10 protein-coding genes, 3 tRNA genes and 2 riboswitches are annotated in these 12,887 nt (G+C 53.8%); of the genes, 2 read left to right on the forward strand and 11 right to left on the reverse strand.

From position 1 onward, the window contains the following. A partial coding sequence (locus C9J01_RS28920) for a multidrug effflux MFS transporter (protein WP_107301515.1) occupies positions 1 to 1,006 on the reverse strand: 1,006 nt, incomplete at its 3' end. A gap of 122 nt (positions 1,007 to 1,128) precedes the next feature. On the opposite strand from C9J01_RS28920, the gene C9J01_RS28925 reads away from it, so the two are divergent. Beyond that, positions 1,129 to 2,076, forward strand: a complete 948-nt coding sequence (locus C9J01_RS28925; RefSeq protein ID WP_107301516.1) for a LysR substrate-binding domain-containing protein — start codon at positions 1,129 to 1,131, stop codon at positions 2,074 to 2,076. Between the two features lie 155 nt (positions 2,077 to 2,231). Further along, the gene (locus C9J01_RS28930; RefSeq protein ID WP_107301517.1) at positions 2,232 to 4,019 is read left to right on the forward strand and encodes an aminopeptidase P family protein; all 1,788 of its coding nucleotides are present in this window, start codon (positions 2,232 to 2,234) and stop codon (positions 4,017 to 4,019) included. Between the two features lie 78 nt (positions 4,020 to 4,097). On the opposite strand, the gene thiH is transcribed toward C9J01_RS28930, so the two are convergent. From thiH to C9J01_RS28980, 10 genes are all read right to left on the reverse strand, one after another. Next, complete coding sequence (gene thiH, locus C9J01_RS28935; protein ID WP_107301518.1) at positions 4,098 to 5,210, reverse strand: 2-iminoacetate synthase ThiH; 1,113 nt, start codon at positions 5,208 to 5,210, stop codon at positions 4,098 to 4,100. Between the two features lie 10 nt (positions 5,211 to 5,220). After that, the gene (locus tag C9J01_RS28940; protein ID WP_107301519.1) at positions 5,221 to 5,991 is read right to left on the reverse strand and encodes a thiazole synthase; all 771 of its coding nucleotides are present in this window, start codon (positions 5,989 to 5,991) and stop codon (positions 5,221 to 5,223) included. Further along, the gene (gene thiS / locus C9J01_RS28945; protein ID WP_170114942.1) at positions 5,992 to 6,210 is read right to left on the reverse strand and encodes a sulfur carrier protein ThiS; all 219 of its coding nucleotides are present in this window, start codon (positions 6,208 to 6,210) and stop codon (positions 5,992 to 5,994) included. A gap of 7 nt (positions 6,211 to 6,217) precedes the next feature. Continuing rightward, positions 6,218 to 6,979 (reverse strand): HesA/MoeB/ThiF family protein, encoded by a 762-nt coding sequence (locus tag C9J01_RS28950; protein WP_107301524.1) that lies wholly within the window; start codon positions 6,977 to 6,979, stop codon positions 6,218 to 6,220. Positions 6,980 to 6,989: 10 nt separating this feature from the next. Beyond that, complete coding sequence (thiE, locus tag C9J01_RS28955; RefSeq protein ID WP_107301521.1) at positions 6,990 to 8,219, reverse strand: thiamine phosphate synthase; 1,230 nt, start codon at positions 8,217 to 8,219, stop codon at positions 6,990 to 6,992. After that, positions 8,219 to 10,141 (reverse strand): phosphomethylpyrimidine synthase ThiC, encoded by a 1,923-nt coding sequence (gene thiC / locus C9J01_RS28960; RefSeq protein WP_107301522.1) that lies wholly within the window; start codon positions 10,139 to 10,141, stop codon positions 8,219 to 8,221. The genes thiE and thiC overlap by 1 nt, the downstream gene beginning before the upstream one ends. Before the next feature lie 115 nt (positions 10,142 to 10,256). After that, positions 10,257 to 10,354, reverse strand: a riboswitch (TPP riboswitch). Positions 10,355 to 10,464: 110 nt separating this feature from the next. Continuing rightward, on the reverse strand, positions 10,465 to 11,832 hold the full coding sequence (locus C9J01_RS28965; RefSeq protein WP_107301523.1) for a voltage-gated chloride channel family protein: 1,368 nt from the start codon (positions 11,830 to 11,832) through the stop codon (positions 10,465 to 10,467). A gap of 83 nt (positions 11,833 to 11,915) precedes the next feature. Next, positions 11,916 to 11,979, reverse strand: a riboswitch (Fluoride riboswitch). 283 nt (positions 11,980 to 12,262) lie between these two features. Beyond that, positions 12,263 to 12,339: transfer RNA gene (locus C9J01_RS28970), tRNA-Trp, on the reverse strand. Between the two features lie 314 nt (positions 12,340 to 12,653). Then, positions 12,654 to 12,730 (reverse strand) — tRNA-Trp (locus C9J01_RS28975). Between the two features lie 36 nt (positions 12,731 to 12,766). After that, a tRNA-Asp gene (locus tag C9J01_RS28980) sits at positions 12,767 to 12,843 on the reverse strand. Positions 12,844 to 12,887 lie beyond the last annotated feature (44 nt).

The raw sequence follows: 12,887 nt of genomic DNA on the forward strand, positions 1-12,887 counted from the left end.
GGTCACCAAATGGTGCCAGCGCCTTGCCTGCCGCAGAGCCAAGCACAAAGGCAAAGCCAAACGAAGACATGAAGATCGGCAGCATAAATGCCCATGCTTCAGCAATATGGCCCACCAGCAGCATCAACATACCTGCCACAATCAAAATCACCAGGCCGGTATTGAGCGTCTTTCGCGAACCGAAACGGTCGATATACTTCGGCGCAACCATACATGCCAAGATATTCAATGCTGCGTTAATACCAAACCACAGGGTGAACTGGTTCATGCTCTGGCCAAGTTCTACCATCAGCCACGCCGGGGCAGAGGTCACGTAGGCCAAAATTACTGCCATTGCTAGCATGCATAGGCTGGCATGGTACAAGAAAGTTGGCTCCCTCAGGACTGACCAGTAGCGTGACAAGCTGATCGCCGAGCCGGAGGTGTCAGTATCTGCCGGGCGGGTTTCACGGAACAGCAGCATAATAAACAAACCGGCGACAAGGGCAAACCCCGCCATGAAGCTGAAGTTGGCACGCCAGCCAAACTGATGGGTCAACCAAGTACCAAGCAAGGGTGCCAATGCCGGAATAAAGCAGATCGCACCATTGAGGTAGCTGATCATCCGTCCGCTTTTCTCGGGGCCGAAGCTATCGCGTACCGCAGCAAAAGCGGCTACCGAAGTTGCACAGGCACCGAAGCCCTGCAGCAAGCGAGCAACCAACAACATGTCCAAGGTTTGGGCAACGTAGGCCAGTGCGGCGCTCGCACCGTAAATCGCGATACCACCAAGGGCAATCGGACGGCGGCCGAAACGGTCAGCCAACGGGCCAGCCAGCAACTGGCCGAGGCCAAGGCTGAACATAAACCAGGTCACAGTATCTTGGACCCGGGTCAAATCGACCGCAAAGGTATCCGCCATCGCCGGCAGCGCTGGCAGGTAAATATCAATGGCTAGCGGGCTGAACAGCACCAAGGTCACCATCAAGGCCACCAGCCGTTTATCCGCAGAGTGTTTCGGTTGCATAGTATTATCCTGTTGAGCAATGGCGGCAGTTTACGGCGTTCGAGATATGAAAAGAAATGGTATATATTCAACACCGATTTTCCATTTAGGAATATCACGACTTTTTCGGGGAGAAAGGTTCCGTGTCATTTGAAAAACTCGCCAGGTTGGATCTCAACCTGTTGGTCTGCCTTCATGTTTTGCTTGAGGAAGGCAGTGTCACACTTGCAGCCAAACGGCTTTGCCTGAGCCAGTCAGCCGTCAGCAAAAGCCTCAACCGCCTGCGCGAACAATTTGATGACCCTTTGTTTGTCCGTACCGCCCATGGCATGAAACCCACCCCACGAGCCATGGCCTTGATGCCAATGCTCGAGCAACTACTGAGGGATATCGAGCACCTGACGGCTCCTGCCAGCTTCGTGCCCCACACCAGTGACCGGCATTTCCGAATGGCGTTGGTCGAAAGCGCCTATCCGTTGTTCCTGCCGCAGTTCCTCGGAGATATCTTCGCCGAGGGCCCGAATATCATCCTCGACACTCAGGCGTGGGAACCGAATACCTTCGACAAACTGATCAACGGTGAAATCGACTTCGGCATCACCGGCAAGGATCTCAACCCTAAAGACGCGATGATGACGCTGATGCCACCAAAGGGGATCGTATTTACTGAACTATGCCGCGATACCCAGTGCTGCCTAGTACGTAAAGGCCACCCAATCCTGTCCCAGCATTGGGATGAGGCGAGTTACCTCCAACAGCGCCATATCCAAGTTCGCTGTGGCAATGACGACCGCTGGCTGCTCGACTACAAGCTGGCCGAGCGAGGATTGCAACGGGATATCGCTATGTATGTCCCGGACTTCAACAGCGCAGCCAGCCTATGTACCCATACCGATCTGGTTTTTACCGCCCCGAGCCACTTTGCCTCATACATCAGCGCCCAGTTGGATTTGGCGGTGTTGCCTTTGCCATCAGCACTTCCTCCTATGGCCTACACCCTTTTCTGGCATCAACATCAAGAAAAAGACCCAGGGCATAGCTGGTTACGACAAATTATCACCTCACGCTGCCGAGATTTGTCTGTTAGCTAATTGCAGCTATTACGCAAAAGCGCTAATTTAGGAAGATCAGCCTGAACAGCCAATATTTCCTGCTGCCACCGAGTGGCTGAAAGGGGTATTTGTTATTCAGGCTGCCCTTATAGCCGTCACAAGGACGGTGACTCAGTGAAAGGAAAAGTAAGCACATGCAAGCAGTTATCTCGCAACGCGTCGCGCAGATCCGCCAATGGCTGGAAGCAAACCAGCTCGACGCCCTTTTGATCCCACACGAAGATGAATACCTGGGCGAATACATCCCTGCCCACAACGAACGCCTGCACTGGGCGACCGGCTTTACCGGTTCGGCCGGTATGGCAGTGATCGCCCGCGACAAAGCAGCGATGTTTGTCGACGGCCGCTACGTGGTTCAGGTGCGCAAGCAGGTTCCGGGCGACGTTTACGAATACCGCCACCTGATTGAAGAGCCACCGGTACAGTGGGCACTGGACAACCTAGCACCCAACAGCAAAGTGGCGATTGATCCGCGACTGCATAGCGCGGCATGGCTAACCCGCACCCAAACACAAGTTGCAGGTGAATTGGAATTGGTCAGCATTGGCGAAAATCCAATCGAGCTATGTTGGTCAGATCGCCCTGAAGCGACCTTATCTCAGGCCAAGTTAATGGGCTTGGACTTCGTCGGCCAGAGCAGCAGCGACAAACGTACGTTGATTGCCGCCGAGCTCACCAAGCAAAAAGCCGATGCGGTGCTTCTCACCCAACTAGACAGCATTGCCTGGCTGCTCAATATCCGTGGCAGCGATGTACCAAGCCTACCGGTGCTACTTTCTACCGCATTGCTTCACGCCGATCAGAGCGTTGACTTCTACATTGACCCAAGCCGCCTGCCTGAGGGCTTCGCTGACCATGTCGGTGAGGGTGTCCGCGTCAATGCACCGGAAGCACTGGAAGCAGGCCTCAAGCAGCTTTCAGGCAAAACCGTATTGGTTGACCCTGCCACCAGCAATGCGTGGGCTAGCCAAACCCTTCGTGATGCAGATGCCACACTGCTCGATGCTGCCGACCCTTGCCTGCTACCGAAAGCAGCCAAGAACCCAACGGAAATTGCCGGCATGAAAGCCTGCCACATCCGCGATGGCGTAGCTGTCAGCAAGTTCCTTGCATGGGTCGATAGCCAAGTTGCCCAGGGTAACCTGCTCGACGAAGGAACCCTGTCAGACAAGTTGTGGCAGTTCCGCAGCGAAGACAGCAGCTGCACCGATGTCAGCTTCGATACTATTTCAGCGGCTGCCGGCAATGCGGCGATGTGTCACTACAACCACAACAACCAGCCCGAGCCAAGCGAGCTGGAAATGGACAACGTCTACCTGGTTGATTCAGGTGGCCAGTACCCAGACGGTACTACCGATATCACCCGAACTATTGCCATCGGTGAGCCGGACGATGACGTGAAGAAAACCTTCACTTTGGTACTTAAAGGCCATATCGGTCTAGCCTCTGCCCGCTTCCCGAAAGGCACGACAGGCTCACAACTTGATGCCCTTGCCCGCCAGCACCTATGGGCACACGGTTTCGATTACGACCACGGTACCGGCCATGGCGTCGGCCACTTCCTGAGCGTTCACGAAGGCCCTCAACGCATTGCCAAAGTGCACAACCCAACGGCCCTATTGCCGGGGATGGTGTTGTCGAACGAGCCGGGTTACTACCGCGCCGATGCGTTCGGGATCCGTATCGAAAACCTAGAGTTGGTTGTCGAAGTGGAAACCGCTGGCGACATGACTGTGATGGGCTTCGAGTCACTAACCCGCGCGCCTATCGACCGTCGCTTGGTTGATTTGTCCCTGATGACAGATGCCGAGTTAAGCTGGCTTAACAACTACCACCAAACCGTGTTCGAAGTACTAAGCCCATCACTGCAAGGCGATGATCTGGCATGGCTTGAGCAGGCAACAGCGCCACTGGCTCGTTAATAGCGAGACAACATAAAGAAAACGCCCGCACAGCTATGCTATGCGGGCGTTTTTCATTTAATCACTTTATCTTGGCAGTTAACCCGAGTAGGCGTGATGCCAATCTTTCCACACCACCTCAAAGCCACGCTGCTTGACCGCGGCGGCGACATCGACAGCCGGACGCTCATCGCTGATCGCAAACTGCTCGAGCTCTGGCTCATCATCGGCATAGCCACCCGGCTGGGTCTTGGACTCTGCCGACATCGTGGTGATCCCCAGCGGCAGCACATTATCGCGAAATTGCGCCGACTCGCGGGTCGACAGCGATAGCTCTACCTCAGGGTTAAGCAGGCGGTAGGCACAGATCAGCTGCACTAACTGGCGATCATCCATCACCGATTTTGGCTGCAAACCACCTTCGCACGGGCGTAGGCGCGGGAAGGAAATCGAATAACGGGTCTGCCAGTAGGTACGCTCAAGGTAATCAAGGTGCGCAGCGACAAAGAAACAGTCGGTACGCCATTCCTCGAGGCCAATCAAAGCACCAATACCTATCTTGTCGATACCTGCCTTGGCCAAGCGATCCGGCGTTTCCAAGCGGTATTCAAAGTCCATCTTATTGCCGCGCAGGTGATGCTGGGCGTAAGTCGGGGCACTGTAGGTTTCTTGGTAGACCATGACCGCATCGAGACCGAGGGTTTTTAGCTCGGCATACTCATCCTGATCCAACGGCTGCACTTCCATGGCCAGGTAACTGAAGTGGGATTTGATCGCTGGCAACGCCTCGCGGAAATATTCCATCCCTACCTTGCGCTCGTGCTCGCCGGTCACCAGAAGGATACTATCGAACTGCTTGGCCTTGATGGCCTCACACTCGCGTTCAATCTCGGCCATATCCAACGTGCGGCGCTTAATGCGGTTTTCCATCGAAAAGCCACAGTAAGTACACGCATTGGCACACAGGTTAGACAGGTACAACGGAATGTAAAATGACACCGTATGACCGAAGCGCTTGCGGGTCAGAGCAGCGGACTGCTGTGCCATCTGCTCGAGGTAAGGCTCAGCTGCCGGCGAGATCAGGGCTTTGAAATCTTCCAGATCGCGCTTGGGCTTGCGCAGTGCCCGTTCGACATCCGCCGCCGTCTTACCATAGATGGACAACCGGATATCATCCCAATCCAATTGCTTCCACTTGTCAACGAAACTCATCGCAAGCTCCTTAAGCCGGCTGATCCAAAAATGCCGTCAATGGGCTAGAGGCAATAGCATGGTTTACCGTACCTGCCAAACCGGCTTCATACGCCATACGGCCACTTTCAACCGCTAACTTGAAGGCACGCCCCATCGCAATAGGATCCGCTGCCGCCGCAATTGCCGTGTTTACCAACACTGCATCAGCGCCCATTTCCATTGCTTCAGCGGCATGGGATGGTGCGCCAATGCCGGCATCGACAATCACTGGAACCTTGGCCTGATCGATAATGATTTCAAGGAAATCACGCGAGGCCAGCCCCTTGTTGGAACCAATCGGCGCGCCTAAAGGCATCACCGCCGCACAGCCCACCTCTTCCAAGCGCTTACAAAGCACGGGGTCGGCATGGCAGTATGGCAGCACGATGAAACCTTCACGAACCAACTCTTCCGCCGCAGCCAATGTCTCAATCGGATCTGGCATCAAATATTTAGGATCCGGATGGATTTCCAGCTTAAGCCAATTGGTACCCAGCGCCTCACGGGCCAACTTAGCGGCAAACACTGCTTCCTTGGCATTTTTCGCCCCTGAGGTATTCGGCAGCAGGTTCACTCCTGCCTCAATCAAAGGAGTAAGGATATCGTCATCGCGATTTTCAATATCTACCCTTTTAAGGGCCATAGTCACCAGCTCAGAGCCCGAAGCAATAATCGATTCTGCCATGGCATGGCGGTTGGCATATTTACCTGTACCGGTAAACAGGCGAGACGAGAACGTCTTATCAGCGATAGTTAACATTTATCCTCCTGCAATCGCTTGGAACAGGGCGATGCGATCGCCGGTACTCAATACAGTTGTTTCCCACTCGCTGCGGGCAACAATATCTTCATTCAGGGCTACGGCCGTGGCCTGCAGCGGCATCTCAAGCTGTGTCAGCAACGCACTCAGTGACTGGCCCTCAGGCACCTCTACCGGTTTGTCATTGACCCGTACCTGGATCAGAGTCGCTGTCGTCATAATGGTTCTATTCTCCCGTCCCGCAAACCGGGCACGATTTATCAGTTGGTAGTTGAAAGGCTTGCCAGCCCATCGTCAGACCATCGAACTGGCGTAATGTGCCAAAGCCCACCTCACCAGCTCCGGTCAGTAATTTAATAGTTTCCAGTGCCTGCAGGTTACCGACAGTGCCAACCACCGGCCCGGCGATCCCGGAATTGCTGCAGTTCTGCGGCTCATCAACGGTCCCAGCCTGACGCGGGAACAAGCAGTGGTAACAAGGGCCTTTGCCCTGCCGGAAATCAAACGCCATCAACTGGCCTTGCCAGCGTATTGCTGCGCCCGAGATCAGAGGTTTATTGGCTTTGAAACAGGCAAGGTTGACGGCATATCGGGTTGCCAGGTTGTCGGAGCAATCCAGTACCACATCAGCTAACGAGACCTCCATCGCCAACCGCTGATCGGCCAGCCGAGCTTTTACCGCCCGGATACGGATATGCGGGTTTAACGCCTTCAGCTGCTCCGCGGCCATCTGCGCCTTGGCTTTACCCTGATCGCTATCGCGATAGACCACCTGGCGCTGGAGGTTGGAGCTATCCACGGTGTCATCATCAGCAATGACCAAATTGCCTATACCGGCCCCCGCAAGGTACAAGGCCGCCGCCGATCCCAATCCGCCAGCCCCGACGAGCAACACCTGGGCACCAGACAATGACTGCTGGCCAGACTCGCCGATCTGCGGCAGCATGATCTGGCGGTTATAGCGAAGAAATTCCTGATCACTGAGCATGGCTGCCATCCTATTCTGTCGGGTTACGCACTAAGATGTCTTCAAATGCGGCAACGGCCTGGGCCGGATCCTCGGCTTGGGTAACAGCACGGACAACCGCGACACTACTGACACCGGTACGCCACACCCGCTCGGCACGGGACAAGTCGATACCACCAATCGCCACTGTCGGGAACGCATCACCAATCAGCTTCTGGTAAAGTGCCAACCGACTGAGTCCCTGCGGCTTGGATGGCATATCCTTGGTCGTCGTCGGGAAGATATGGCCCAAGGCGATATAGCTTGGGGCAAACTCCGCGGCGCGAAGAATTTCGTAATAGCCATGGGTTGAAAGCCCAAGACGTAGCCCAGCCTGCTGGATAGCAGCCAGATCAGCGGTCTCCAGATCTTCCTGCCCGAGATGGACACCATAGGCATGGTTTTCAATCGCCAGCTGCCAATAGTCATTGACGAAGACCTGGCCACCATGCTGTTTGCCGGCCTCGACAATATTCGTGATTTGGCCTGGTAAGGTAGGCTCGGACGGATCTTTGATCCGCAATTGCGTTGTCTTTACCCCAAGCTCCAACAAGCGTTTAACCCAGTCAGCCGTATCAACAACCGGATACAGCGCCAGCTTTTCGCGGTCTACAGTGGCAAACGGCGCGACAGCCACTTCCTTGCTCACCCACCCAAGCTCATCACACTCCGGGTGGTTCGCTGTCAGTGGCCGCGGGAACAATGAGCGGGCCATCGGCCATCCGGTTTCGCCATAGCCGTCAGCATGACTCTCCAGATAACCACGGGCATGGGCACGTGATAGCGTGACCGCATCTTCCAACGGGTAATCCAAAGCCAGTGCCGCCAGCAACATGGCACGCTGCGGCTCACTGGCCCCAGCATGATGGCAATACACTGCCCGGGCTTCACCAAGGTGGTGCCAAATATCGACACAGCCACGTTCGGTCGGCAGGCCGCAGACCACCAACGCCGGGTTAGCCGCGACCTGCTGCTGCATTTCGGCCAGAGTCGGATAAGGGGCGATCCACTGATCGCGCACCTCCAGTCCCTGTGCCACGCTTTCGGACGGATTAAACGCCACCTTGAAGGTTGTCCCTTCAAGATGAATGTCTACCACCTCCGATCCACTCCACTCCATACTTACCGCTTCACCAAGCTGGTATTTATCGGCCGCTGCCAATAGCGGCTCGATATGCATCAGTAATGGCGCTAAGTGATCGGGTAAACACAACGCGTTCATTAACTTTCCTCTTTAATTGGGTGATATAACTCACTCCCCTTAGCCCGGAACTCATTGGCTTTTTGTTGCATGCCTTCAAGGGGGTCATCCAACATTTGTACGGCCAATTCACCGTCTTGCTCCAAACCGCTGGCATACTCGCGGACCTCTTGCGAGATTTTCATCGAGCAGAATTTCGGTCCGCACATCGAACAGAAATGAGCGATCTTGCCGGATTCCTGAGGGAGGGTTTCATCATGGTAGGCTCGAGCCGTTTCAGGGTCTAAAGCCAGGTTAAATTGATCTTCCCAGCGGAACTCAAAGCGTGCCTTCGACAAAGCGTTGTCGCGCACTTGAGCACCGGGATGGCCTTTAGCTAAGTCTGCCGCATGGGCACACAGCTTGTACGTGATCAGCCCCACCTTTACATCTTCTTTGTTAGGCAGGCCCAAGTGTTCTTTCGGTGTGACATAACACAGCATGGCACAGCCATACCAACCGATCATGGCAGCACCAATACCAGAGGTAATGTGGTCATAACCCGGCGCAATGTCTGTCGTTAGGGGGCCCAAGGTATAGAACGGCGCTTCATGACAGTGCTTGAGCTGCTCTTCCATGTTTTCCTTAATCATGTGCATCGGCACATGACCCGGCCCTTCAATCATCACCTGAACATCATATTCCCAGGCAATTTTGGTCAGTTCACCCAACGTCCTTAGCTCACTGAACTGCGCCTCGTCGTTGGCATCAGCCACCGAGCCCGGACGCAGTCCATCCCCCAGAGACAGCGCAATGTCATACTGGGCACAGATTTCACAAATCTCCCGGAAGTGCTCATACAAAAAGCTTTCTTGGTGGTGGGCCAAACACCATTTGGCCATGATCGAACCACCACGAGAGACAATACCTGTTACCCTTTTGGCGGTCATCGGGACATAACGCAACAAGACACCAGCATGAATGGTAAAGTAGTCCACCCCCTGCTCAGCCTGTTCGAGCAAAGTATCCCGGAACACTTCCCAATTCAGGTTCTCGGCAATACCGTTGACCTTCTCTAATGCCTGATACATAGGCACTGTGCCAATCGGTACCGGGCTATTACGGATGATCCATTCACGGGTTTCGTGAATGTTCCGTCCGGTGGAGAGATCCATAACGGTATCGCCGCCCCAACGGGTCGACCAGACCAGTTTCTCCACTTCCTCTTCAATCGAGGAGCTAACTGACGAATTCCCGATATTGGCGTTAACCTTGACCAGGAAATTACGGCCAATAATCATCGGCTCGGTTTCGGGATGGTTGATATTGGCTGGGATAATGGCCCGACCTTCGGCGACTTCGCGGCGGACAAACTCAGGAGTAATTTCTTGCGGTAGGTTGGCGCCAAACGACATACCCGGATGTTGCTGGTTTAGCACCTCATCACGGTATTTCGCCCGGCCCATATTTTCGCGGATGGCAATAAATTCCATTTCGGGCGTGATGATCCCTTGGCGGGCATAGTGTAGCTGAGTGACATTCTTGCCCGGCTTGGCCCGTCGGATACGGGCTTGCTGTTCAAACCTCAGCTCATCTAGGGTGTCATCAGCTAAACGCTGTTTGGAATATTGCGAACTCAACTCATTAAGCAGTTCAGTATCCCCCCGCTCCTCAATCCAACTCTCACGGAGCTTTGGCAGGCCGGCATAGATATCGGCTGGCTGCTCGGGATCAGTATAGAAACCGGAGGTATCATAGACCCGTACCGGCTCATTGGGTTCAAAAACAGGGGATTCCTTGGTGCCACCCACTAGGCTATCTGCAAGGGCTATCTCGCGCATGGGCACGCGGATGTCTTCGCGGCTACCGGTGACATAGACTTTCCGGGAATTCGGGTAAGCCTGGGTAGTCAGTGAATCGATAAATTGTTTCGCTTCCAGTCTCGCTTGTTTGCGATTCGACATAGCAATTTCCTTTTTCCATAACAGGGAAGTTGCTTGGCGGATGGGTGCGTAAACAAGAGGCTATACGTAGGGTGTATAGTTTCGTCTGATACTGCCACTGTGAATACAGCGATACAGAAGAGTCTCTCTTGTTCCCTTCGCAGGTATTAGCCTGATCAGGTTCTACGGATCCCGCAATGCGGTCTCAGCCAAATGGCACTCCGACAAGTTGAACTAGCAGTATATGAAAGGGGTTCCGCCTCGGCAAGGCGGAACCCCCACTTTTAATACTTATTTGGCAAAAACATTGCTACTTTTGCATAACACCACTGGGCGCGACAAATTTATTTGAAACGCTTCACAAGTGTCTTGAGTAGCGAAGAATGGGTCTCCCTCAACTCACCAAGCTTGTGGGTGATTTTAGGTGCACCTTCCATATCAAATAGCTTGGGCACCGCAACGCGTTGCGACGAGTAAATCCCGGTATGGCCGCTGAAGTAGTAAGCGGTATAACAAGCGATCGCAAAATACAGCATATGCTCGGCACCAAAAAGCTCGACGCCCATGATAGTACAGGCCAGCGGGGTATTAGTTGCAGCTGCAAATACAGCCAAAAAGCCCAAGGCGGCAAACAAGTCGACCGGTGCCCCCAATACCCACGCCATGGTATTACCCAGTGTCGCCCCGACAAAGAACAAAGGAGTCACTTCACCTCCTTTGTATCCTGCTGCCAAGGTAATAGCTGTCAGTAGTAGCTTGAGCAGCCAGCTATACCATTCGGCTCCCCCTTCCTGGAAGGCCGTCAAAATACTCACCCCACCCTCACGGCTCGAATAAACCCCCAAGCCGATGTAATCGTAGTTCCCAATGAGCTGCACTGCGCCAATGACAATCAGGCCACCAACCACCACTATCAGGTATGGGTTTTTCAACGTTGCTTTGAATATATCTTTAAAGGCATGGGTCAGCTCACCGAACAGGTACCCCGCAAGGCCAAAGGCCACGGCGGCAACCACAATCTTGGCGATCATCCACAGGTCGACTTTGACGGCATGCTCAAACAGGGTAATGGTTTCGAGGAAATCTATCCGGTAGTGGGTGTGGTGCACCCCCCAGGCCGAGCAGACGACATCTGCCAGGATGGCAGCAAACAAGGCAGGAATAATCGCATCATAGCGCAGACGGCCAATCGCTAGGACCTCCAGGGCAAAAATTGCACCGGTCAGCGGGGTACCGAAAACCGCACCAAAGCCAGCCGCTACCCCGGCAATCAACATCAACCGGGTGTCAGCTTCATTGAGGTGGAATTTACGGGCTAGCCAATGGGTCGAGGCACCACCAATCTGCACCGCTGTCCCCTCCCGGCCTGCCGAGCCACCGAACAGGTGGGTGATCACAGTCGTGATCAGTACCAAAGGCGCCATACGGGCAGGAATACCGGCTCCGGGTTCATGGATCTCATCCATGATGAGGTTGTTGCCACCCTCTGAGTTTTTGCCCAAATTACGGTAGCAATAAACAATGACAATACCGGCCAGCGGAAGCAGGTAGAGCAGCCAGGGATTATCAATCCGGGTCGCAGTCGCTTCACCTAGGATCCAGAGGAAAAAAGCATTGAGCGTGCCGACGATAACGGCAACGGGAATGATGAGGAGCGTCCAACGGAGGATCTGGACGAATATTTTAGGATTTGAACTTAATGGGTGCGCCATACCATTTCTATCTTTATCTCGAATTACTCTCAAGGATAGATGCTATGGCAAATACCGAGCCCCACCATAGACGGATCTATCCTACTACAGCAGGAGTCATTATCTCGGTTGAGCGGTTAAAGGTGGAACTCCATCACCCGCCATGGCATTAACGCCAAGGCAATGAACAAATGCTACCGCTTATCCCTATTAACAACAAGAGAAATAATAGATTAGGATTTGAAATCGTCCAACATTGCTTCGCAGAAGCAACAGACGTAAAAAAGCCACAGCATTTCTGCCGAGGCTTCGAATATGGCAGGGGTGGAGAGATTCGACCGGGCTGGCGCTCCAGATCCCAGCACGCGCTGTTTTGGTATTGGCGGAATCCGCTGCTCCGCCAATTGCGCATACGAAAAAGGCTCCAGCATTTCTGCTAGAGCCTTGAAGATGGCAGGGGTGGAGAGATTCGAACTCCCAACACGCGGATTTGGAATCCGCTGCTCTGCCAATTGGAGCTACACCCCTAATGTGTTATTCATTCTACTAACAAATCGTTCGAGATCAATCAGAATTTCTCTATGCCAGTCACAGTATTGATAAATAAAGAAATAATAGAAAGATAAGTAGTAAAGACCGGCTATTTGGCAGACGCAAAAAAGCCCCAGCATTTCTGCTGAGGCTTCAAATATGGCAGGGGTGGACTGGGCCGGCATCCCGGAGATGCGACCGGGCTGGCGCTCCAGCTCCCAACACGCGCTGTTTTGGTATTAGCGGAATCCGCTACTCTGCCAATTGCACATACGAAAAAGGCTCCAGCATTTCTGCTAGAGCCTTGAAGATGGCAGGGGTGGAGAGATTCGAACTCCCAACACGCGGATTTGGAATCCGCTGCTCTGCCAATTGGAGCTACACCCCTGTAGTTATTTTAAAGACTTAACTTTGTCTGAATAAGTGGCGGAGCGGACGGGACTCGAACCCGCGACCCCCGGCGTGACAGGCCGGTATTCTAACCAACTGAACTACCGCTCCACTCAAATCACCGTGTGTTCAGCACGATAACTTAAATTGGAAGC

It is taken from the genome of Photobacterium rosenbergii, assembly GCF_003026455.1.
In the GTDB taxonomy this organism is placed as follows: domain Bacteria; phylum Pseudomonadota; class Gammaproteobacteria; order Enterobacterales; family Vibrionaceae; genus Photobacterium; species Photobacterium rosenbergii.